Raw genomic sequence first — 23542 nt, 5'->3', positions numbered from 1 at the left:
TTTCCAACATAGAAACGATTTAACGTAAGGAGTGTTTATTATGGCGCGTGTTTTATTTATTAACGCTGGATCAGAAGGACATATAAATCCAACTTTACAAGTTGTAGAAGAATTGATTTCTCGTGGTGAAGAGGTCGTTTATTTTTCAATAGAAGCTTTTAGGGAACGAATTGAGAAGACAGGTGCTACTGTACGAACGATTGACGATCAAAAATTTATAAAAGCGTTTCTATCTGGAGGCAGAAATTATTTACAGGAAAGAATAAACGGTCTTCTACATACAGCAGATGTTGTTATACCTAGTGTTCTAGAACAAATTGAAGGTGAACATTTTGATTACATAATTCATGATTCTATGTTTGGCTGTGGGCACTTAATTGCTCAAATTCTTAAATTGCCATCTATAAATTCATGTACATCTTTTGCGCAGGATGAAAAATCTTTTGAGCAAATGTTAGGTCATCTGTCAAAAAATATCCCAGTAGAAATTCATGATAAAATACAGAATGATTTTCAAAACTTAACGAAGGGAATTGCTGAAAAATATGGTGTTGAAATAAAATCACCGTATGAAGTTTTCTGTAATCCTGCACCCCTTACTATTGTGTATACAATTAAGGAGTTCCAGCCTTTTGGTGATACGTTTGATGAAACATATAAATTTGTAGGACCATCTATCTCTGCACAAGTAAAAAACAGAGACGTTGATTTTACTTCAATTCAAGAAAAAAGTCCGATTTATATTTCATTAGGTACTGTTTTTAATGAAGTGATTGATTTTTATAAACTGTGTATGAAGGCCTTTGAGAATAGCGAGCATACAATTGTCATGTCTATTGGTAATAAAACAAAAATAAGTGATCTAGGCGAAATCCCTAAAAACTTCATTGTGAAAAACTATGTGCCTCAAACCGAACTGCTTACTTATACGAAACTATTTATTACACACGGCGGGATGAACAGTGTGCATGAAGGACTGTATAATGGGATTCCGCTCGTTGTAATACCGCAAAGTGCAGATCAGCCAGCAATCGCAAAGCAAGTGGAGAGTCTTGGAGCAGGAGTTCAATTACATATGAATGAATTAACCGTGGAGAAATTGCGTGAAAGTGTGGAGTTAGTTTTAAATAACCCTTCATATAAAGAGGCTGCTTTGAATTTGAAGGAATCATTCCGAACATCGGGTGGATATAAAGAAGCTGTTGATGAAATCTTTACATTTGTAGGTCAGTAATAAATATAAAGTTATACATGAAAAAAGTGTCTATATTAAATGATATAGACACTTTTCTGTTGTAAGAAGAGAAGAATTGTTTAAATGGAAAAAATGAAAATACTAAATGTGAATTTTGAGAACTAAGTCTACAATTTCTGCTGCACACTTTTATTTTATCCCGTATTAACCGACCGTAAAACCCCAACTAATTAAAGTTTTACTTTATGATTTCAGGATGTGGTTTTATATGTTAGTAATAATTTCACTGTTTCTGCACAACTTCTGCACATGCTTAGGCGAGTTCTATGTCATGATATATTCATAAAGTGAAATATTTCACAAGGAAAAAATATATTTTCACTGCGGTGTATGCATAATTAACACATACATCGGTACAAGTTTGTCTCTTGTTATTCTTTTACATCAAAGCCCACATTCCACTACAAAGTATAACAAGAAGGGGACATGAACATGAATAATCGATTTTTAAAACAACTACAAAATATGAAAATGAACAAAAAAAGTTTAGGAGTTGTAGCATTAACAGCTGGAATTATTAGTACGACACTTATTCCTCAAAATGCTTATGCGCACGGTTTTGTTGAAAAGCCCGGTAGCCGATCCGCTTTATGTAGTCCAACTTATGGTGCGCTAAATGTAAACTGTGGAAGTGTTATGTATGAACCACAAAGTTTAGAAGCTCCAAAAGGGTTCCCACAAGGTGGTCCAGTAGATGGACAAATTGCTTCAGCAGGCGGAAAATTTGGTGGTATTTTAGATCAACAAACAGCAAATCGTTGGTTTAAAAATACAATCACTGGTGGGGAAAATACATTTACTTGGAAGTATACTGCGCCTCACTTAACGAGTAAGTGGCATTACTATATTACTAAAAAAGGATGGAATCCAAATAAAGCGCTAACAAGAGCAGATTTCGAACCAATTGGAACTGTACAACATGATGGTTCTGCAGCTTCAAATAATTTAACTCATAAAATCAATGTACCTACTGATCGTAGTGGATATCATGTGATTTTAGCAGTATGGGATGTAGCTGATACAGCAAATGCATTCTATAATGTAATTGATGTTAATCTTATTAATGATGTGAAACCAGACATAGAAGCACCAAGTATTCCAAATGGACTTCAGACGCAAAAAGTAACAGCGAATAGTGTAGAACTAACATGGAACGCTTCTACGGATAATGTAGGGGTAAAAGGATATCAAATCTTCCGTAACGGAGAGATGATTGATACAGTACCAGGGACTCATTTTATTGATAAGAAGTTACAACCAAGTACAGAATACTCTTATACTGTAAAAGCAATTGACGCAGCTGGCAATGTATCGACAGAAAGTACAGCGCTTACAGTAAAAACGACAGTTGAGACTCCTGATACAGAAGCACCAACACAACCAAAAGGATTACATAGTATGGGAACGACAGCGTCAAGTGTGGATTTAATGTGGAGTCCATCTGACGATAATATTGGTGTAGACCATTATGATATTTATAGAGAAACAGAAGGATCAATGAAAAAGATTGCAACATCCAATACAACTTCTTATTTGGATAAAAATCTGCTCGCTAATACTACTTATAAATATGTAGTGAAAGCTGTTGATGTAGCTGGAAATGAATCCGTACAGAGTGATATATTCACAATTACTACAAAAACCGAAAGCGCTTCATATGAAGCGTGGGATGCAAAAAAAGCATATAAAAAGGGAGATAGAGTTCTACACGAAGGAAAAGTATATGAAGCAGTCCAGAGTTATCAAGGAAATGGTGATCCAAACTGGATTTATGCATTATCATTATGGAAAACAGTGTAAGCTTTACTTAGGTATGAACTAAGAGATGATGGGCTTTGATGCAAAAGGTAATCTTAAGAATTCACTTTTCTATTAATAAAAAAGGGTAGTGTATGAATACATAAGATTCATATACTACCCTTTTTATTATGATAACATTTTCGTCATAAGTATGTGCGGAATGCCATCTTCCATAAATATATCAGAAGAAGTTTCATAGTCTAATTTTTTATAAAATCCTTCAGCTTGTGTTTGACCGTGTAGTTTCACTTTCGTAACTTGTTCGTTACGAGCAAGTTCTTCTAACGTTTGAATGATGACTTTACCTAATCCGTATGTACGATAATCTTTTAAAATACAAATACGTTCTAATTTTCCGACACCATCAACAAATCGTATACGACCTGTGCCTACAGGAAGTTCATGATAATAAACTAAAATATGTTTACATTGCTCTCCGATTTCATCGAATGTATCGAATTCATCTGCAAGAGGGACACCTTGTTCTTTTACAAATACTTCTTTTCGAATATGAAAGGCAGTTTCTAAATCAGCAAGTTCTGTTATAAGTTTGGATTGCAAAATGTTCAGTCCTTTCTAGTGTAATCAGTTTACGTTTTCCTAGTATATCATAATAAAGCACTATTAAGAGAAGAAGAACATACTAAAAAGCCAACTTTAAAAAGTTAGCTTTTATTACAATTTCTTTATCCCATTTTTAGTACCAATAATTGCTGTACTCGTCATACTTATAAACAACCCTGTTTCAACTACACCAGTAATCATTTTTAATTGGGTGTGTAAATGGGCAGGATTAGAAATATGATTAGGGAATATACAATCGATAATCATGTTATTGTTATCGGTTATATAAGTTTCATCATTTTTCAAACGTAATGTGGTTTGACACCCTAAAGACTGAATTTTATTTTCGGTTTGTTTCCATGAAAAAGGGATGATTTCAACAGGTAATGGAAAATTACCTAAATGTGTTACAAATTTCGATTCATCAGCAATGATAATTAGTTCTTTAGAGGAAGAGGCAACGATTTTTTCACGAAGTAATGCACCACCACCGCCTTTTATAAGTTGTAAATTTGAATCAATTTCATCCGCTCCATCAATTGTAAGATCAAGGCTTTGTACGTCGTTTAACGAAATTAGGGGGATATTTAGTTGCTGTGCTAATGCTTCAGTTTCCTTTGATGTCGGTACAGCTTGAAATGATAATCCTTCTTTTACACGTTCACCTAATTTTTGTATTGTCCAATATACAGTAGAACCTGTACCAAGCCCAATTTTCATGCCATCATTTACAAAGTTAGCAGCATATTCGCCAGCGAGCTGTTTTAAATTCATCACTTTACTCCGCCGGGCGTGGCCCAGCATCAAGACCTGAATTTTCAACTGTAAGTACCGGACGAACGACTATATCTTTATGTACACGCATTTGACAAGATAATCGTAAATGATCTTCAATTCCTTTTTCCGTCATTGCATGTTTCTCATTCGCACTCGCTTCACAGAAATCACCTGCTAGTATTTCTACTCTACAAGTTGTACAACGTGCATTCCCGCCGCAACGATGAAGAATGTTGACACCGCTATCCTCAATTGCTAATACTAACTTTGTTCCTTCTTTCACATCAAAAGTTCCCGTACCTTCAATTGTTAATTTTGGCAAATTTGTTCCTCCTCACGTAAAATTGTACATAACATATTTATGACCGCGAATTATTGAACATAAACATTATTTTTTTATATCCCCGTAACTTTTTTTAATGTTGAATCGTTTATTAAGTAAGCGCTGAAAAGGAGTGGTTATTTTGTGCACAAAAGTAACTCATGTTTTAAAGAATCATATCGATATGAATCATTCAAATATAAACTTTTTAATTGAACAATATGGAGAGTTAAAAAGATACTGTACTTTTTTAACGAAAAACAAATGGGATGGGGAAGATCTCGCCCAAGAAACAGTGTGTAAAGTGCTTCAAAAATATAGAAATAAAGAAATTTGTATGACACTCGTCTATAAAATAGCAAGAAATCGTTGGTTAGATCAGATGAAGTCTAAGTCTGTTCATGAAAAAATAAGAGAACAAATCACATTTGAAGAACCACATGAGAACATTGCAGATTTGCATGAAATGGTAGGGAAAGTATTGTCTTCATTAAATGTACAGCAATCCGCAATTTTATTATTAAAAGATGTTTTTCAATATAGTATCGCTGATATTGCTAAAGTGTGTTCTGTATCAGAAGGTGCAGTGAAAGCTTCTTTATTTCGGAGTAGAAATAGGCTGAAAACTGTAAGTGAAGAAGGGATTGAGATAGTCGAATTCACAGAGGATATTGAAGTTGTTGTAACATCTATTCGTGAGGAAAGACCGGAATTATTAACGAAGCTTCTTCCGACAATAGATTTTACTAAGTTACCATCTAAACAGCCAGTCTTATTATTTAATGTGAAAAACCCTTCTTCCTACAGTTATATGCTTTACGCAGCATAACAAGTATTGGAGGGATTTAAAATGAATGCAATTCCATATGTAGTAGAACAAACAAAATTAGGAGAACGTTCCTATGATATATATTCAAGGTTATTGAAAGACCGCATTATTATTATCGGCTCAGAAATTAATGATCAAGTAGCGAGTAGTGTCGTAGCGCAATTATTATTTTTAGAAGCAGAAGATGCAGAAAAAGATATATTCTTATACATCAATAGCCCTGGCGGTTCAACGACAGCAGGTTTTGCAATATTAGATACGATGAATTTAATTAAACCAGATGTGCAAACGCTATGCATGGGCTTTGCGGCATCATTCGGTGCATTGTTATTATTATCAGGGGCAAAAGGAAAACGGTTTGCTCTCCCTAACAGTGAAATTATGATTCATCAGCCGCTTGGTGGTGCACAAGGGCAAGCAACAGAAATTGAAATAACTGCGAAAAGAATATTAAAGTTAAAGCATGATATTAATAAAATGATTGCAGAAAAAACGGGGCAACCGATTGAAAGAGTAGCACATGATACAGAAAGAGATTATTTTATGACTGCAGAAGAAGCGAAGGCATATGGGATTGTAGATAACGTTGTTACGAAAAAATAAGTTAAAAACAGGCTAGAGGATATGCTAACCCTCTAGCCTATTTTTATTAATCTTTTATCCATTCATCAACTAGCGCTTGATTCTTCTTAATCCATTTTCGCGCCGCTTCTTCGGGATCTTTCGTTTTATTTAACTCGACCATTAATGTACCAAGCTGTTCATCGTTCATCTTCCATTTGTCAAAGTATTTTATGATATCCGGATGGTCTTTTTCGAAACCTTTACGAACAGAGTAATAAATGTCATCTTTTTCACCATATACTTTCTTAGGGTCTTTTAAATATTTTAAGTCAAATTCTGAAAAGCCCCAATGCGGATTCCAAAGCGTAACAGCGATTGGTTTCTTTTTCGTATATGCTTTCTTTAGTTCACTCATCATCGCAGCTTCAGAGGATTGGACAAGTTTTAGTTTTATATCATATTCTTTCATTGCTTTATTCGTTAAATTCATAAGACTACTACCGGGTTCGATACCGACAATTTTATTCTCTAGTTCATCTTTATGAGCATTTAAATCTTCGATACTGTTTATGTTTTTCATATAAGAAGGGACGACTAAACCTAGTCCAGTACCTTCGTACCATTTTGATTTTAAGACAATATCATCTTTATAACGATCGTTTAGCGGTTTATCTGTAACTGGTAGCCATACTTCTAAATTCGCATCAACATCACCACGAGCGACACCAGTCCAAATTGCGGCTTTTTCTAAATACATGAGCTCAACTTTGTAGCCTTTTTCTTCTAATAAAACTTTCCACATGTTTGCGGTTGCAATATTTTCTTTCCAACTTGTTACACCAAGTTTAATTTTTCCTTTCGAATTTGCATTTGTTGCATTACATGAAGTGAAAATCATAGTAATAAATAATGCAAGGCATATAAACCAAATTTTCTTTCGCATCGAAAACCTCCTAAGTAACGTTTGCCTTATAAAATAAATGTATAAGTAAGCATTCTTATTATGAACGGAAACGAGAATTTTAAAGAAATCTTATGAATGTCATTTTTATGTAATATTTCTTGGTAAAATCGCAACACTATGTGAATAGATGGGTAGAAAAGGAGTAGTGACATGGATAATACAAAGGTGCGTGTTGAAAACGTAACAAAAGTATTCGGGAAACATCCGCAAAGGGCCCTTTCCTTATTAAAAGAAGGAAAAAGTAAATCGGAAATTTTAAAAGAGACAGGAATGAACGTTGGGGTGAAAAAAGCAACGTTTGAAGTTTACTCTGGAGAGATTTTCGTTATTATGGGTTTGTCTGGTAGCGGGAAATCTACGCTAGTTCGTATGTTAAATCAATTGATTAAACCAACTGCAGGTCATATATACATAGATGGTGAAGACATCGCAACGATGGGAAAAGAAGAGTTACGGAGAGTAAGAAGAACGAAAATGAGTATGGTATTTCAGAAATTCGCTCTATTTCCGCATCGTACAGTTATACAAAATGTTGCATATGGTTTAGAAATACAAGGAGTTCCGGTTGAAGAGCGAGAGAAAAAAGCGTTAGAATCGCTACAGTTAGTAGGACTCGATCATCATAAAGATAATTACCCAAGTCAACTTAGTGGTGGTATGCAACAGCGCGTTGGAATCGCAAGGGCACTAACGAATAATCCAGATGTATTACTAATGGACGAGTCATTCAGTGCATTAGATCCACTTATTCGAAAAGAAATGCAAGATGAATTGTTAGAGTTACAAGATAAAATGGAAAAAACGATTATATTTATTACGCATGATTTAGACGAAGCGCTTCGAATTGGAGATCGTATCGCATTAATGAAAGATGGAGAAATCGTCCAAATTGGAACACCAGAAGAAATTATGATGAGCCCCGCTAATGAATTTGTAGAAAAGTTTGTTGCGGATGTGAATTTAGGAAAAGTAATTACGGCGGAGTCTATTTTAAAACGACCAGAAACTTTATTAATTGATCGTGGACCTCGTGTAGCCCTTCAAATTATGAGGAATGCAGGTGTTTCAACTGTATATGTTGTAAACAAAAAGTATGAGTTTTTAGGTATATTAACTGCGGATGATGCGAGTAAAGCAGTACAAAAACAGTGGCCGATTGCTGATTTATTACTTAATGATATTCCGCATGTGTATTTGGATACTTTACTGGAAGAGACATATGCAAAAATGGCAGAGATGAAATATCCGTTACCAGTAATCGATGAGAAGAAAAGGCTAAGAGGAATTATTAAACGTGAAAGTGTCATTCAAGCTCTTGCAGGAAACATTGAGGAAGAGGTGAAAGACGATGAATAGTATACCGCGGATTCCATTAGGGGAATGGGTCGACTCATTTGTTGCAAGTTTATATGAGCACTTTGAAGGCTTATTCCGAGGATTCTCTTATATTATTGGCGGATTTGTTGATTTACTCACTAATTTTTTAACAATAATACCCGCCATATTGATGATTATTATCTTATGTTTCCTCATTTGGTACACAACGAGGAAATTATCTTTAGTCATTTTTACGCTTATTGGATTATTATTTATTTTGAATATTAACTACTGGGCACAAACGATGCAAACATTGGCACTCGTACTTACGTCTGTTATTATTTCAATTATTGTCGGAATTCCAATTGGTATATTAGCATCTCAAAATGAACGTTTCTCAAAATTTTTAAAACCAACATTAGATTTTATGCAAACAATGCCTGCATTCGTATACCTTATTCCAGCGATTACATTTTTCGGAGTAGGTGTAGTACCTGGAATTATTGCATCAGTAATCTTTGCAATGCCACCGACAATTCGTTTTACTGACTTAGGAATTAGACAAGTTCCAGAAGATTTAATTGAAGCAGCGAATGCGTTTGGATCCACGGCATCACAAAAACTATTTAAAGTACAATTACCACTTGCAACCGGAACGATTATGGCTGGTGTGAACCAAAGCATTATGCTTTCGTTATCGATGGTTGTAACAGCATCACTTGTAGGAGCTCCAGGACTTGGAGTTGATGTATATCGCTCTGTAACACAAGTTAATATCGGAATGGGATTTGAAGCTGGATTAGCTATCGTAGTAATCGCAATTATATTAGATCGAATTACACAAGGGTTCCATACGAAAAGAAAATAATGAATAAAAAACACACTTTTATAATACAAAGTGTGTTTTTTATTGCATCCAGATCACATACGAACGATAACAGAACCTCCAGCTGGCGCACAAACTTGGTTTTTTGTTGTTCCATTGATTTAATTAATTGATTATTTTCCTCGATTAATGAGATTAATTTAGTTAATTGATTTTCAAGACTTGCAATACGCTGCATCATATATTGTGAATCATGATGCAATGTATTCCTTGCGGGATGAGAGGAATAAACATACTGTTGATTTATATTTGGATTCCAATGAGGATACATTTGAATCGTTCCTCCTTCAATAAATTACGAAGCTTTCTTATAGTAAATGCCTATGTATAATTAATAGTTACTTGAAAATTTTCCAATATAAAAGGAGTATGTACAGAAAATGGAAAATATTATATGTGAAGTTACAGTACATTTTTTGGAAATATTTAAGCGAGATAGTCCTTATATTAATACATTCAAGTAAATGTATGTTATTTAGGGAGAAATGATGGGAGGAGATGTAATTTTGGCTAAAAATAAAAAAAGAAATGATGCTTTGGCAATAGGTGTCGGTATAGGAGTTGTAATTGGTGTATTTCAAGGGCACTTTACAAATAATTTAGTAATCGGAATTGTGATTGGGATTATAATTGGGATTGCGTTTTTGAAGAAATAATGAGATGTAAATTCATTTCAAAAATTGTTGTATCAAAAGAATGAAAATTCTGAATACTAAACCTGTTTTTCCTTTTTTTGTGATATTATATATGAAAAGGAAGGTGATGGATATGTCAACAAACAATCAAATAGAACAAAACTGTTTCATTTGCAAAAAACATATAGGAAATATTATAGTTCCAGGTGGAGCTATTTACGAAGATGAACTCGTTTACGTTGGACATGTCCACTGGGATAGTGAAGAAACATACCTGGGTTATGTAATGATAGATATAAAAAGACATGTACCTGGCCTTGCTGAACTAACAGATGAAGAAGCGAAAGCGTTCGGACTTATAACAAGTAGAGTAAGTAAAGCGCTAAAAGAAAGCGAAGGTGCAGAGCATATTTACACTTTTGTTTCAGGAAATGGTGTACCACATATGCATATGCACATTATTCCGCGTTATCCGAATACACCAAAAGAGTTTTGGTCACCAACCGAGATAGCGAAATGGACTGGCGCACCATATGGTGACGAAGAGAAAATAAAAAAACTATGTGAAAGAATACGAAAGTATATGGTAAATGAGTATGCATACAAAAAATAATACACAATATTCATGGGTTGGAAATATAGAAATGTGTTTAGGAGAAATTTCAGTTAAACAATATGGTGATATTGTACTTGGTAAATATGGTGGGAATATAAGTGCTGGAGCGAAAAAGAATGAAGATGGTGCATTAGTTTGGTCAAATGGCGAATGGGAATTTGCAGCTATATTAGATGGACATAATAGTGCAGAAAGTGTTGATTTAGTAGTAAATACAATCGAAAAAGAATATGAAAATATAAAAGTAATTTTGAATGAACCAATTAATACAGTGTTTCAATCTGTTGAAAATCATATACTGACAATTTTTCAGGCATCTTCATTTAAGGAAAAGTGCAAAAAAATTAAAGGTGAAACAGCTTGCTTACTATGTGTAAGGAAAGAAAATTATATATGGTGGCTTTCTATCGGTGATTGTTTAGTGTATGTATTTCATGAAGAGTTACATAAGTTAGGACAATATGCATTAAATCAACGTCATTTTTACGAATGGATTGGAAATGTAAACACATTTGATTTACCTGTTCCTTGCTATTCATCAGGTATTCGTGAATTACGTACTGGAAAGAACCGAATTGTAATGGTGACAGATGGAGTATTAGAATGCGGGGAACGCCGATATGAAATACCTGTAAATTTGTATAATGCTATGAACAGAAATGATAAAACACTTAAAGAAAATATTCACAATGTTTTAGAACACGTGCATCATCAGTTGGGACGTGATAGTGCGACTATAATTAGTTGGGACGTTGAAAATAAAGAGAATGCTACGTATCCGAGTGATCAGCCGGAGAAAATGAAAGTAAGAAAATAAAAGGATAGTTTTTTTGTCAATTAGAAAAATAACTCTATTAATTTTATGAGTACTATCTGCATTCATTTTGAAAAAATAGCAAGAAAAAAGTTATACATCCCGAAGAAAAGGATGGGAAATAGATTGTTGCTGTACAATACATAAAACATGTCTTGATAAAACTACTACTAAAGAAGTAAGCATAAAGAAAATGAAGATATTATCGAAACATTAAAAAATTATATAGTCCACTTTGTTACGAAAACATAATTAATTTAATAGGAGGGAATGCAATGGGCAACTCTACTATTTGGATTATAGTTATTAGTATGATAATTGGAGGATATTTTTTAGAAAAGTTTTTAAGGAAAAAATTAAATATGCCAAAGGGGAATGTTTGGATATATAAACATGTAAATGGTTTACATGTAAAATTAGAAATAGGTCTTTTTATCATATATCTTATAGTAAGTTTTATTTATCTGTTCAAAGTAGAAAATGCTAATATAGGAATTGCTGTACTTACTTATTTTGGAGCAATTTCCTTATTACGCGTATGGATGGAATGGAAGTATAACAGAGAAACAAAGGAATATATTCTTTCTATAATTGGATTCTTCGCATTTGTTTTTATGGTTTCAATGTTACTTTATTTTGATCCTCTTTCTACATATTAATATCGTTTTGTTTTTTTATGATGAATATTTAAAAAGAGTAGCTACCATTATTTATCTTGATAGTTACTCTTTTTATTTACAACTTCCTAAAACTCCTCAAAACAAGATATTCCCACAATCTCCAAGGAAGAATCTTCTTCGCAAAGATCATAAATTTCACACCTTTACCGATTGGATATCGTAAATTTGTACGCTTAGATTCAGCAATTTCTACAATTTTATTAGCAACATCTATCGGATTACCAAATGTATCACTGCCGCTATTAATATGTTTTTGTATTTTATCCATATACTCTTTGTAAGGAGATGTTGTATCAGATTGGTTTTCAGCGAGTTGTTTCCCAACCTCCCATATGTTTGTGTTATAAGAACCTGGTTCAATTAAAGCAACATCTATTCCGAAAGGTTTTACTTCTAAGCGAAGTGATTCACTCCAGCCTTCTAATGCATATTTTGAAGATACATAAGGAGATAAACCAGGGAATCCAACTTGGCCGCTAATGCTGCTAATATTAATGATTTTTCCACTTCTTTGTTTTCTCATATACGGTAAGACAAGCTGAGTAATTGATATAGCCCCAAATAGGTTCGTTTCAAATTGTTTGCGGTATTCCTCTACTGGAATTTCTTCTACAAAGCCCCCATTTGCATATCCTGCGTTATTAATAAGTAGGTCTACTCTGTTTATTTCTTTTATATATAATTGAAAGTTATGTATAGAATTTTGATCTGTTACATCTAATTGTTGAACTTTTATATTTTGCTGTAAGTTGAGTTCAGTAACTTGAGATAGTAAGGTTCCTTGTTTTTCTAGGTTTCGCATTGTAGCAATGACTAAATAGTCTTTTTTCGCAAGTTCAAGCGTTGCTAATAGGCCGAATCCACTTGAAGCCCCAGTAATAATTGCAATTTTTTTATTCATTGTCGGCTCGCTTTCTTTTTCTTTTATCATAACGAGATATAAAGGTAAAAGCTATTTATTGTATAAAGATATTCGTTATAATTGAAAATGATTATCAATTGATTGTAATTTGTATATAAAAGGAGTGTGGATTTCATGAAGACTAACAGTTTTCATGATATTTTTAGTAAATATTTTCATGGGTTACAAGTTGTAGAAGAAAGATATATGTATGTGCCAAAAACAATAGGTATGGGTGAAGTGCGAAGGTGGAGCTCGTTTTCTGGAATGGAAATAGTGCTATCAAATTACCAGTTTCATAAAAACCATCGCATTCAATTTGCATCGGATGCAGCAATGGTGGAACTTAATTTTTGTTTACAAGGATCCGGGGAAGTACAAGTTGGTTACTCTACAAATAAATTAATGGCTGGGAATAGCTATTTATATTTTATGAATGACTTTGAAGTTCTATTTGAATATGAAAAAGAAACTCCACTATATTCATTAGCAATTGGAATTCCTGTACAGTTGTTTAATCATTTCATGCTAAATTGTGCTATTGAAAAAAGTCATGATTTTCATACTATAATAGGAAATCAATCTTTTAAAAAGTTTCAAACCCCCATTGATGCCCTAACATCTAATATTATTAAGAGAATGTTAGAGAATCCCCAAAAGGATCGTATTAATCAACTCGAAATAGAAAGTAAAGCGCTCGAATTGCTTTCTATATACTTTGGGAAAGTATTACTGAATGATCGTGATGCAAATAAAAGGAGCCAATTATCCAAAAAGGATTTAAATAAAATAAAACAAGCTGAAGAAATTTTACTTCAAAGAATGGAGTCACCCCCATCATTATTAGAATTGGCTAAAATAGTAGGATTAAATGATTATAAATTAAAAATTGGTTTTAAAGAATTATTTGGCACGTCCACATTTGCATATTTAAGAGAACAGCGAATGGAAAGAGCAATGCTTTTATTGCGTTCGGGAACTAGTAATGTGACCGAAACGGCAGTTGCTGTTGGATACAATAATATTAGTCATTTTTCAGAGTCATTTAAAAAGAAATATGGAATGAAACCTTCTGAAATTTTGCGTATGTATTAAAAATCCGTTATACCGTAAACTCCTCCACCATTTGGTAGTTGTATTTTGTCATAATCATTATAATTACAATCAACATCCAATTGGAAATAATTTTTTATGGAGGAATTTAAATGAAAGAGCGGAATGAAAGTCATTTTTGGATATTTGTATTAATAGGAATCTTTCTTATTATAACAACAACTGGTTTCGCCCGTATGGCATATGGAATTATACTGCCATTTATGCAGGAAGGACTTCACTTATCTACGGCTCAATCAGGTATGCTAGGAACCATACTTTTTTTAGGTTATTTATTAACTGTAGGAACATCTGGAATATTTACTATCCGTTTTGGCGCAAAATCAGTTTTATTAATAGGCAGTTGGTTCGTCGTTATAAGTTTAATGGGATTAGCGTTTGTTTCTTCATTTTGGATAGTTGCTTTTTGTATGCTATGTGCTGGAGCTGGTAGTGCTCTTGTATATACACCACTCATGTCAATAACGGTAGGGTGGTTTCCAGACAAAAGAGGAACTGTAATGGGATTGTTATTAAGCGGTGCAGGTATAGGTATGCTATTTAGTGGAATAATTGTTCCTTATGTAGTGCGCACATTTCCTGAGTATAGTTGGCGTGGTGCATGGTTTTTGTTTGGAGTTATTACATGTATCATTGTATTTGCCGCTTCAGTTGTTTTGAAAAATCCAGAAGTTACTGAAGATGAGCAAAAAATGAGTAATAAATCGTTTTTATGGAAAACGAAAGAACTATATATCATTGCATGGATGTATTTTATTGTTGGTGTTGTATATTTAATTCCAAATTTATATCAAACTAGTTTTATGATTGATAGTGGTATCTCAGCATCAATTTCGGGGACTGTTTATGCAATTGCTGGCATCTTTTCAATCGTAGGAGCATCTGTCTGGGGATTTATTTCGGATCGAATTGGTATAAAGAAGAGTTTATGTAGTGCGCTTTTATTAGCTATTATAGGTGATATGGCTCCAATTATATTTGGAAATATAACTGGTTTTATCGTGTCGGCAATTATTTGGGGTTCTAGCCTCGGAGGTATACTATTATTAATTCAAGTTGCAGCTTCAAAGCAAGTATCTCCGAAATATGTCTCAATGGCAATTAGTTTTATATCTGTTTTCTATGCAGTTGGGCAAATGATTGGACCTGGAATTGCGGGCTGGGTTATTGGGAGAAGTGGTTATGCATTAGCTTATGTATTAGGTGCTTTCGGTTTCTTTATGTGCATATGTATGGGGTTATGCTTAAAAAGAGGAAATCTTACAAACTCAGCGTATTTAGAGAAGTGAGTATTGTCATGAAATGAATCTTTTTAACAGGAGGGAAGAAAAATGGTCCATGTGAAAGATGTATTAGCAGATCAGTTATTAGCAAATGCAAATGATCCCAGTTGGTATATGCCATTTTCAGATGCAGTTAAGGATTTATCTGAGAGGGAAGCTTTCTGGAAACCGAATGAAGAGAGTAATAGTATAGCTGAAATCGTACAACATTTACTGTATTGGAACTCTACGTGGCAAACTAGGTATAAAGAATCAAATGTTAATGCAGTACCCTCTATAGGAGATAATAACAAAAGTTTTATGCTTTCAGATAATCAAACTTTCGATGAATTACGGGAAAAACTACTAGAAAAACTGTTACAATGGCAAAATCTTATAAATGAAGAAAAGGTTGAAAGTGATGTAGTAGGATTTCCTGTTTCTGCAAAGTGGTGGGAAGTGTTAGCGAATGTAACAACTCATAATGCATATCATATTGGCCAAATTATTTACATCCGAAAATTACAGCAGAGCTTTGATAATGAATAAGATAATAGTTCTCAAATTAGGTGAACAAAAGTGGACAAAACGAGACAGATGTCTCATTTTGTCCACTTTTTTATTATGAAAGAAAAGAGAAAACCTATTAAATCAAGGATTAGAATTTGGCACGGTACTTGCAATATAAAAGATGATCAAGAAAATAGGAGGGCTGGACATGTTAAAAACAACTGAAAGTAAAGGGAATGAAATTACGAAAGAACAAGCTCGTTGGATGTATGAAAAAATGTTAGAGATTCGTAAGTTTGAAGATAAGGTACATGAATTGTTCGCGCAAGGCGTTTTGCCAGGTTTCGTTCATTTATACGCAGGTGAAGAAGCGGTAGCAGTTGGTGTATGTGCCCACTTAACGGATAGTGACAGTATTACAAGTACACATAGAGGTCATGGACATTGTATCGCAAAAGGTTGTGATTTAAATGGTATGATGGCTGAACTTTTCGGGAAAGCGACAGGATTATGTAAAGGTAAAGGCGGTTCCATGCATATTGCGGATTTAGATAAAGGAATGCTTGGTGCTAATGGCATTGTAGGCGGGGGTTTCCCACTTGCTTGCGGTTCAGCATTGACAGCTAAATATAAAGGAACAAAAGATGTAAGTGTTTGTTTCTTCGGTGACGGAGCAAATAATGAAGGAACATTCCATGAAGGGGTTAATTTAGCGGCGATTTGGAAGTTACCAGTTATTTTTATTGCAGAAAATAACGGTTACGGTGAAGCAACTACATTTGAATATGCTTCAAGTTGTGATTCTATTGCGGATCGTGCAAAAGCTTATAATATTCCAGGCGTTCAAGTAGATGGAAAAGATCTTCTAGCTGTATATAAAGCTGCTGCAGAAGCAGTGGAACGTGCGCGTAATGGTGATGGTCCAACAATTATTGAATGTATGACATATCGTAATTACGGTCATTTTGAAGGTGAAGCGCAAACATATAAAACATCAGAAGAAAAAGAAGAACATTTAAATGAAAAAGATGCGATTGTGAATTTCCGTAAGCATTTAATTCATGAAGGTTTATTAACGGAATCTGAACTTGTTGATATGGAAAAAGCAGTAGATGATGCAGTACAAAGATCCATTGAATTTAGTGAAAATAGTCCATACCCAGACGATGAAGAATTATTAAAAGATGTATACGTTTCTTACAAATAAGAGGAGGGTGAAAAATTATGACTAGAACAGTAAGTATGTCAACTGCAATTAATGAAGCGATGAAAATCTCAATGCGTCGTGATGAAAATGTAATTTTAATAGGTGAAGATGTTGCAGGCGGTGCACAAGTTGATCATCTGCAAGATGATGAAGCTTGGGGTGGTGTTCTTGGTGTTACGAAAGGACTTGTACAAGAGTTTGGCCGAAATCGTATATTGGATACACCAATTTCTGAAGCGGGTTATATGGGAGCTGCGATGGCAGCTGCTGCAACTGGGTTACGTCCGATAGCTGAGTTAATGTTTAATGATTTTATCGGTAGTTGTCTTGACCAAGTATTAAACCAAGGTGCGAAATTCCGTTATATGTTTGGAGGTAAAGCAAAAGTACCCGTTACAGTACGTACGATGCATGGTGCTGGTTTTAGTGCAGCAGCTCAGCATTCACAAAGTTTGTACGCATTATTTACGAGCATACCAGGTATTAAAGTTGTTGTTCCTTCCACGCCGTATGATGCAAAAGGCTTATTATTAGCAGCAATTGAAGATGATGATCCAGTAATCTTCTTTGAAGATAAAACACTTTACAATATGAAAGGTGAAGTGCCGGAAGGGTATTATACAATTCCTTTAGGAAAAGCAGATATTAAACGAGAAGGTTCTGATGTAACAATTGTCGCAATCGGAAAACAAGTTCATACAGCACTTGCAGCTGCAAAGCAATTATCGAAAAAGGGGCTTGAAGTAGAAGTAATTGATCCACGATCTTTATCACCGCTTGATGAAGATACTATTTTATCATCTGTTGAAAAAACAAATCGTCTTATCGTTATTGACGAAGCGAATCCAAGATGTAGTATCGCAACAGATATTGCGGCAATTGTAGCGGATAAAGGTTTTGATTTGTTAGATGCACCTATTAAACGAATTACAGCACCACATACACCTGTTCCGTTCTCACCACCACTTGAAAAGTTGTATTTGCCAACGCCAGAAAAAGTAATTGAAACTGTATCAGAAATGATTGGAGACCAATCTTTATTACATGTGTAATAAAACGATGAGAAGGGAGAGAGACACATGGCTGTAGAAGTTGTAATGCCGAAGTTAGGTATGGCGATGAAAGAAGGTATTATTACGAGCTGGAATATTAAAGCAGGCGATAATGTAGCAAAAGGAGAACTGATTGCTAGTATTAATTCAGAAAAAATTGAAACGGAAATTGAAGCGCCAGCTGATGGTACGGTACTTGATATAGCTGTAAGTGAAGATGAAGGAGTGCCGCCTGGTACTGTAATTTGCTACATCGGTAAACCGAATGAAAAAGTAGAAATGCAGGAAAGCACACATGTTATAGAAGAAAAAACATCTAATATAGAAGTACAAAATGTACAAAATCAAGAACCAAATGGGAAAGAAGTATCGAAGCAAAGAATTAAAATTTCACCTGTAGCGAAGAAAATTGCAAAGTCTGAAAATCTGGATATCAAGGCATTAGTTGGTACAGGTCCTGGCGGAAGGATTACAAAGGCAGATGTATTAAAGGCGCTAGAAGAAAGAGTAGCAAATCCAGAAGTACCTGAACAAGAAGAAAGTACAGTCGTTCCTGTTACTGGTATGAGAAAAGCAATTGCGAGTCGTATGCATGCAAGCTTACAAAATAGTGCGCAATTAACGTTAACGATGAAAGTAGATGTTACAGATTTAGTTGCATTACATAAAGACATAGCGGAAGTTGTGCAAAAACGATACGAAAACAAACTAACCATTACGGATTTCGTTTCTCGTGCTGTTGTATTAGCGCTTAGAGAGCATAAAGAAATGAACAGCGCTTATATAGATGATGCCATTCATCAATTTGAACATGTGCATTTAGGCATAGCAGTCGCATTAGAAAAAGGATTAGTCGTTCCAGCTATTCGCTTTGCAAATAATTTATCTTTAGTAGAGTTGTCTAAAGAGATTAAGGATATGGCACAAAAGGCGCGAGCAGGTAGCTTAAGTAGTGATGATATGCACGGAACGACATTTACAATTAGTAATTTAGGTAGCTTTGGTATTGAATATTTCACACCTGTATTAAATACACCTGAGACTGGTATTTTAGGTATTGGCGCAATTGAACATGTTCCTGTATATAAAGGGAAAAAATTTAAAAAAGGTAGTATGTTACCTTTAAGTTTAACATTCGATCATCGTGTACTAGACGGTGCACCAGCAGCTGCATTTTTACGCACAATTAAATATTATTTAGAAGAACCTATAACAATTCTTTTATAAAGAGAAGGTGAGAGAATGAGTAAATTAGTTGTAATTGGAGGCGGACCAGCTGGATATGTAGCGGCAATTACCGCGGCTCAAAATGGAAAAGAGGTCACTCTTATTGATGAAGCTGACCTTGGCGGAACGTGTTTAAATGTTGGGTGTATGCCGACGAAATCATTGTTAGAAAGTGCAGAAGTGCATGACATTGTGAGAAAAGCGAATGATTATGGGGTTACGCTTAATACAGGAAGTATATCAATTGATTGGGATCAAATACAGGCAAGGAAATCACAAATCGTAATGCAACTCGTCCAAGGAATACAATATTTAATGAAGAAAAATAAAATTAAAGTTGTAAAAGGAAAAGCGAAATTCGAAACGGATCATCGTGTGCGAGTTGTACAAGGAAATAAAGAAGAAGTAGTGGATGGAGAGAGGTTTATTATCGCAGCTGGTTCCGAACCTACAGAATTACCATTCGCTCCGTTTGATGGAAAATGGATTTTAAATAGTAGCCATGCGATGTCTCTTGAGAGTGTACCATCTTCATTGTTAATCGTTGGCGGTGGTGTAATAGGATGTGAGTTTGCAAGTATTTATAGTCGCCTTGGGACAAAAGTTACGATTGTTGAAATGGCACCGCAATTATTACCAGGTGAAGATGAAGATATCGCACATATTTTAAGAGAGAAATTAGAAAGTGATGGCGTAGAAATATTTACAGGAGCTGCTTTAAAAGGATTAAATAATTATAAGAAGCAAGCTTCATTTGAATATGAAGGTAGTATCCAAGAAGCTAACCCGGAATATGTTCTCATTTCTGTCGGCCGAAAACCACGTGTACAACAATTAGATTTAGAAAAAGCAGGGGTTCAGTTTTCAAATAAAGGGATTGCTGTGAACGAACATATGCAAACGAACGTATCACATATTTACGCAGCTGGTGATGTGATCGGTGGAATTCAGCTTGCTCACGTTGCCTTCCATGAAGGAACGACAGCAGCATTACACGCAAGTGGAGAAGACGTGAAAGTAAATTATCACGCTGTGCCTCGATGTATATACACAGCTCCAGAAATAGCTAGTGTCGGGTTAAGTGAAAAAGGTGCAAGAGAACAATATGGTGATATTCTCATCGGAGAATTTCCTTTTACAGCGAACGGAAAAGCTCTTATTTTAGGAGAACAAGTAGGGAAAGTAAAAGTCATTGTGGAACCTAAATACCAAGAAATTGTAGGGATTTCTATTATCGGTCCTTATGCAACTGAACTTATTGGTCAAGGAACCGTAATGATTCATACAGAAGTTACCGCTGATATAATGAGAGATTATATTGCAGCACATCCAACTTTATCTGAGGCGATTCATGAAGCGTTAATGCAAGCAGTAGGACATGCTGTACATGCTTAAATAGAAATATGATAAACCACTATTCTCTAAATGAAAGAGAGAATAGTGGTTTGAATTTTTATAGAAGAAATTAAATGTCTTATTACTATTTAATTTCAATCGCTGAAGTAATATCGTTCCAATCAGCAGCTAAATTAGCAGTTTTACCGTACCAATCAGCATGTTTAAATAAAACGCCTTTTCCATATCCTTGTGTTGAAGTGTGCTCCCAAAGTGTCGTTGAATAACTTGCAGAAGGTGACGCTGTACTTACAGAAGAAATTCTGTCATTCCAGCTAGATGGTAAGTTTTTAAATCCGCTGCTCCAGTAAATGTATTGGCCACCTTTATCTTTATGTTCATAAAAATCAGTACTACCAGCACCGCTACCTAAAGGATTAATTTTATTTTTAATTGCTTTTTTATCCTTTTCAATATACGCATCTAATGTTTCACGACTAGTAAAACCATAAGCTAGCCAATCCCCATTTTCATTTTGCTCTGGTAATACCATAGTAATTTGGATATTTTTCTTATCCTGATCATTTAATTTTGCAAATGAATTAACATTTTGTTCATCCACTTTTAAATAATCAAATGACTTAATTGTGTTGCTTTTTTCTTCAGCACTTACCACACCTAGTCCTCCAGTTAATGCAAAACCCGCTACTAATGTTCCTGCTACTAATTTCTTCAACATATAACCATCCCTTTTTGTTTGAATTTTTGTACAGGTGAATCTTGTACAGCTAAAATGTATTCTAATTTTATACTTTTATAAATATTCTGAAGTTTTAGAAAAAATAGGCGGAATATTTACAGTTTTACATTTTTTCTTTAGAAAAAATAGTTATTGGAATGATATAATAAGTGGATATATTGTTTTTACTGGATTTAAAAATGTTTTAGGAGAGGTGTCATTGAAATATTTTACAAGAGATTGGTATAAAAAAATGCAAGTTTTAGAATTTGTAAGTTTTATAGAGTCTATAAAAGAATGGTCAGAAATGGATATACAAAGTTTAAAGGAAGAAATAGAGGAAAGGAAAATAGATTTATTAAAATTCCTTCCTGAATCGATATACTCAATTATACAAAACATCACAATTAATTCAGAATACCCATCAGGTGAACTGAAAAAACGTATGCAAAAGTGGACAACAGATTATGAGAAAAGAGTGGCACAATTAGATCAATTATACGTAGAATATTTTAATTCCATTGAGAAAAAACTTCCGTCAAATGTCGCTCAGTTACACAAGACATCACTACACGATAGTGTAATTAAAGTAATAAAGAGAGAATCAGAAGATACTTTGTCTATCGTATTAGATTGCAGTGGTACTTTTAGTGAATTTGATAAACTTGAAGTAACCTTTATAGGAGTAACAAAGTGTTCTATGCCGGAAAGCTTTGAAAATGCTTGGTGGTTATATCATGAAATAGCTCTTACTGAAGATGGTTTTGAACTAGGTGTTTTATTTGACTCTCCATTTAGAGAAGTGACGATTTGCGCGGCAGATGTATTACTTGTGAAGAAATAATGTTGTATGGAGTATTACAAACGTTTGACATAATAAAAAAATAAAGTTATTGTAGATACATGAAGTCTACAATAGGAGCTGTATTATGAAATATTCTAAAGCTACAAATTATGCTCTTCATACAATGCTTTTTCTGGCAAAGGCTACACCAAATAAGTTAGTTAGTGTTCACCAATTAGCAGAAATGCAAAATGTTTCACCAACGTACTTGTCTAAAATACTAACTAAGTTGACGAAGGAAGGGATGATACATTCATCATCTGGTCCAAAGGGCGGTTACTCGCTTAGTAAGAATTGGGAAGATATTTCATTTTTAGATATTATACATGCAATTGAAGGTAAAACATCATTGTTTGAATGTTGTTTACATGACAAACCTGGATGTTTAATTAATGAAGTAATGCTCGCAGCAGAAGAGAAAATGGAAGAAGAGTTACGAAATCAAAAAATCGTAGATCTTGCGAAAAAAATAAAAGTGGATTTTTAATCTGCTTTTATTTTTAAATTAATTAAGGATAAAAAGACTCTTCGATATCTTTAATTGTAGTTAGAAAATGATATGAAGAAGGAGAGAAGATGATGACTAAATTTTGGAATGATCGATATAAATCAGATGAATATTTTTACGGGGAAGAACCTAATACATTTATTAAAGAACAAGCATTTCGTTTAGCAAATCACAATAAAGTAATAGCTTTCGCGGAGGGAGAAGGTAGAAATGCTGTATTTCTAGCAAGACAAGGGAACGAAGTAACAGCTATTGATTATTCGGAAGATGGATTAGAGAAGACAAAAAAATTGGCAGAGAAGCATAACGTAAACGTGCATACAAAAAAAGTAGATTTATTAGCTGATAGTTTGCCAGAAAATGAATATGATGCAGCAATTATGGTATTTGGACATTTTCATGATAATTATAAAAAAATGATATTAGGTAAAATGATACAAACGATAAAGCCTGGTGGTTTAATTATGTTTGAAGTTTACTCAAAAAAACAAATAAACTATGGTACTGGTGGACCAAAAGATGTTGATATGCTGTATAATCCAATTGATATCCTTACTTGGTGTGAAGAACATAAGGTAATTCATTTCTTTAATGGCGAACAAGAGCGAATTGAAGGGAAAGGGCACACTGGTTTAGCTGATGTTATTCAAGTTGTTATTAGAAAATGAATATAAGTGTTAATGAAAGTTAAATGTATGAATGTAAAAGACCAGTCATGTATGAACTGAACCCAAAAAATTAGACAAATATATTAAGCAGCTACTAAGGATTGAACTCTGTATTGCACAGGGGACAATCCTTTTAGTTTTGTTTTAATTCTT

General features: G+C 34.2%; 26 protein-coding genes and 1 pseudogene. 20 read left to right on the top strand and 7 right to left on the bottom strand.

All coding sequences use genetic code 11. The features are described 5' to 3' along the window. Window positions 1-40 precede the first annotated feature (40 nt). Window positions 41-1234: a macrolide family glycosyltransferase gene (locus ES895_RS14615; RefSeq protein WP_097813688.1), complete on the top strand. Its 1194-nt coding sequence runs from the start codon at window positions 41-43 to the stop codon at window positions 1232-1234. A 453-nt stretch (window positions 1235-1687) separates the two neighbouring features. Next, entirely contained in the window at window positions 1688-3055 is a 1368-nt protein-coding gene (locus ES895_RS14610) for a lytic polysaccharide monooxygenase (protein WP_001065164.1), read from the top strand. Window positions 3056-3181: 126 nt separating this feature from the next. On the opposite strand, the gene ES895_RS14605 is transcribed toward ES895_RS14610, so the two are convergent. The 3 genes from ES895_RS14605 to ES895_RS14595 all read right to left on the bottom strand — a co-directional run bounded on the left by ES895_RS14605 (window position 3182) and on the right by ES895_RS14595 (window position 4718). Then, window positions 3182-3616 carry a GNAT family N-acetyltransferase gene (locus ES895_RS14605; RefSeq protein ID WP_001190864.1) on the bottom strand — a complete coding sequence of 145 codons (435 nt, stop codon included), beginning with the start codon at window positions 3614-3616 and terminating at the stop codon, window positions 3182-3184. A 114-nt stretch (window positions 3617-3730) separates the two neighbouring features. Further along, window positions 3731-4393 (bottom strand): ribose 5-phosphate isomerase A, encoded by a 663-nt coding sequence (gene rpiA, locus ES895_RS14600; RefSeq protein ID WP_001049987.1) that lies wholly within the window; start codon window positions 4391-4393, stop codon window positions 3731-3733. Between the two features lie 4 nt (window positions 4394-4397). Continuing rightward, the gene (locus ES895_RS14595) at window positions 4398-4718 is read right to left on the bottom strand and encodes a 2Fe-2S iron-sulfur cluster-binding protein (RefSeq protein ID WP_001125395.1); all 321 of its coding nucleotides are present in this window, start codon (window positions 4716-4718) and stop codon (window positions 4398-4400) included. 142 nt (window positions 4719-4860) lie between these two features. Here ES895_RS14595 and ES895_RS14590 point away from each other — a divergent pair, with 142 nt between their 5' ends. Then, complete coding sequence (locus ES895_RS14590) at window positions 4861-5547, top strand: RNA polymerase subunit sigma-70 (RefSeq protein WP_000337519.1); 687 nt, start codon at window positions 4861-4863, stop codon at window positions 5545-5547. Window positions 5548-5568: 21 nt separating this feature from the next. Continuing rightward, entirely contained in the window at window positions 5569-6150 is a 582-nt protein-coding gene (clpP, locus tag ES895_RS14585) for an ATP-dependent Clp endopeptidase proteolytic subunit ClpP (protein WP_000991611.1), read from the top strand. A gap of 46 nt (window positions 6151-6196) precedes the next feature. Here clpP and ES895_RS14580 read toward each other — a convergent pair whose 3' ends face one another. Further along, window positions 6197-7054, bottom strand: coding sequence for a glycine betaine ABC transporter substrate-binding protein (locus ES895_RS14580; RefSeq protein ID WP_001227619.1), 858 nt, complete (start codon window positions 7052-7054; stop codon window positions 6197-6199). A 171-nt stretch (window positions 7055-7225) separates the two neighbouring features. Here ES895_RS14580 and ES895_RS14575 point away from each other — a divergent pair, with 171 nt between their 5' ends. Beyond that, on the top strand, window positions 7226-8431 hold the full coding sequence (locus tag ES895_RS14575; RefSeq protein WP_000370606.1) for a quaternary amine ABC transporter ATP-binding protein: 1206 nt from the start codon (window positions 7226-7228) through the stop codon (window positions 8429-8431). Further along, on the top strand, window positions 8424-9260 hold the full coding sequence (locus ES895_RS14570; RefSeq protein WP_001084760.1) for an ABC transporter permease: 837 nt from the start codon (window positions 8424-8426) through the stop codon (window positions 9258-9260). Before ES895_RS14575 ends, ES895_RS14570 begins: the two co-directional genes overlap by 8 nt. Window positions 9261-9313: 53 nt before the next feature. Here ES895_RS14570 and ES895_RS14565 read toward each other — a convergent pair. Then, window positions 9314-9549 (bottom strand): annotated as a pseudogene (locus ES895_RS14565) (hypothetical protein). 217 nt (window positions 9550-9766) lie between these two features. On the opposite strand from ES895_RS14565, the gene ES895_RS14560 reads away from it, so the two are divergent. The 4 genes from ES895_RS14560 (at window position 9767) to ES895_RS14545 (ending at window position 12002) form a co-directional block, all read left to right on the top strand. Further along, window positions 9767-9934: a glycine zipper domain-containing protein gene (locus ES895_RS14560; protein WP_000508470.1), complete on the top strand. Its 168-nt coding sequence runs from the start codon at window positions 9767-9769 to the stop codon at window positions 9932-9934. A gap of 91 nt (window positions 9935-10025) precedes the next feature. After that, window positions 10026-10526 carry an HIT family protein gene (locus ES895_RS14555; RefSeq protein WP_003284488.1) on the top strand — a complete coding sequence of 167 codons (501 nt, stop codon included), beginning with the start codon at window positions 10026-10028 and terminating at the stop codon, window positions 10524-10526. After that, a complete protein-coding gene (locus ES895_RS14550) occupies window positions 10510-11346 on the top strand; it encodes a PP2C family serine/threonine-protein phosphatase (RefSeq protein WP_135238445.1) in 837 nt (278 codons plus the stop codon). The genes ES895_RS14555 and ES895_RS14550 overlap by 17 nt, the downstream gene beginning before the upstream one ends. Before the next feature lie 272 nt (window positions 11347-11618). Continuing rightward, a complete protein-coding gene (locus ES895_RS14545) occupies window positions 11619-12002 on the top strand; it encodes a DUF4181 domain-containing protein (protein ID WP_135238444.1) in 384 nt (127 codons plus the stop codon). 76 nt (window positions 12003-12078) lie between these two features. On the opposite strand, the gene ES895_RS14540 is transcribed toward ES895_RS14545, so the two are convergent. Continuing rightward, window positions 12079-12924 carry an oxidoreductase gene (locus ES895_RS14540; RefSeq protein WP_001034787.1) on the bottom strand — a complete coding sequence of 282 codons (846 nt, stop codon included), beginning with the start codon at window positions 12922-12924 and terminating at the stop codon, window positions 12079-12081. A gap of 135 nt (window positions 12925-13059) precedes the next feature. On the opposite strand from ES895_RS14540, the gene ES895_RS14535 reads away from it, so the two are divergent. The 7 genes from ES895_RS14535 (at window position 13060) to lpdA (ending at window position 20690) form a co-directional block, all read left to right on the top strand. Then, window positions 13060-14019 carry a helix-turn-helix transcriptional regulator gene (locus ES895_RS14535; protein WP_000856359.1) on the top strand — a complete coding sequence of 320 codons (960 nt, stop codon included), beginning with the start codon at window positions 13060-13062 and terminating at the stop codon, window positions 14017-14019. Between the two features lie 110 nt (window positions 14020-14129). Then, window positions 14130-15326 (top strand): MFS transporter, encoded by a 1197-nt coding sequence (locus ES895_RS14530; RefSeq protein WP_000664567.1) that lies wholly within the window; start codon window positions 14130-14132, stop codon window positions 15324-15326. 42 nt (window positions 15327-15368) lie between these two features. Beyond that, a complete protein-coding gene (locus ES895_RS14525; RefSeq protein WP_000233797.1) occupies window positions 15369-15848 on the top strand; it encodes a DinB family protein in 480 nt (159 codons plus the stop codon). 169 nt (window positions 15849-16017) lie between these two features. After that, window positions 16018-17016: an acetoin:2,6-dichlorophenolindophenol oxidoreductase subunit alpha gene (gene acoA / locus ES895_RS14520; RefSeq protein WP_000921275.1), complete on the top strand. Its 999-nt coding sequence runs from the start codon at window positions 16018-16020 to the stop codon at window positions 17014-17016. 17 nt (window positions 17017-17033) lie between these two features. Further along, window positions 17034-18068, top strand: a complete 1035-nt coding sequence (gene acoB, locus ES895_RS14515) for an acetoin:2,6-dichlorophenolindophenol oxidoreductase subunit beta (RefSeq protein WP_000198898.1) — start codon at window positions 17034-17036, stop codon at window positions 18066-18068. A 27-nt stretch (window positions 18069-18095) separates the two neighbouring features. Next, window positions 18096-19295 carry a dihydrolipoamide acetyltransferase family protein gene (locus tag ES895_RS14510; protein WP_000257764.1) on the top strand — a complete coding sequence of 400 codons (1200 nt, stop codon included), beginning with the start codon at window positions 18096-18098 and terminating at the stop codon, window positions 19293-19295. Window positions 19296-19310: 15 nt separating this feature from the next. After that, a complete protein-coding gene (gene lpdA, locus ES895_RS14505; protein WP_000041211.1) occupies window positions 19311-20690 on the top strand; it encodes a dihydrolipoyl dehydrogenase in 1380 nt (459 codons plus the stop codon). Between the two features lie 85 nt (window positions 20691-20775). Here lpdA and ES895_RS14500 read toward each other — a convergent pair whose 3' ends face one another. Further along, complete coding sequence (locus ES895_RS14500; protein ID WP_061656032.1) at window positions 20776-21369, bottom strand: hypothetical protein; 594 nt, start codon at window positions 21367-21369, stop codon at window positions 20776-20778. Window positions 21370-21589: 220 nt separating this feature from the next. On the opposite strand from ES895_RS14500, the gene ES895_RS14495 reads away from it, so the two are divergent. The 3 genes from ES895_RS14495 (at window position 21590) to ES895_RS14485 (ending at window position 23389) form a co-directional block, all read left to right on the top strand. After that, on the top strand, window positions 21590-22213 hold the full coding sequence (locus ES895_RS14495; protein ID WP_098281305.1) for a DUF4085 domain-containing protein: 624 nt from the start codon (window positions 21590-21592) through the stop codon (window positions 22211-22213). An 85-nt stretch (window positions 22214-22298) separates the two neighbouring features. Beyond that, window positions 22299-22700, top strand: a complete 402-nt coding sequence (locus ES895_RS14490) for an Rrf2 family transcriptional regulator (RefSeq protein WP_000877650.1) — start codon at window positions 22299-22301, stop codon at window positions 22698-22700. 89 nt (window positions 22701-22789) lie between these two features. Then, window positions 22790-23389: a class I SAM-dependent methyltransferase gene (locus ES895_RS14485; RefSeq protein WP_135238443.1), complete on the top strand. Its 600-nt coding sequence runs from the start codon at window positions 22790-22792 to the stop codon at window positions 23387-23389. Window positions 23390-23542 lie beyond the last annotated feature (153 nt).

Origin of the sequence: Bacillus sp. 007/AIA-02/001 (assembly GCF_004634455.1) — a bacterium.
Taxonomy (GTDB): domain Bacteria; phylum Bacillota; class Bacilli; order Bacillales; family Bacillaceae_G; genus Bacillus_A; species Bacillus_A cereus.
The sequence above is the reverse complement of the archived record's forward strand: the minus strand, read 5'-3'. Positions and strand labels throughout refer to the sequence as shown.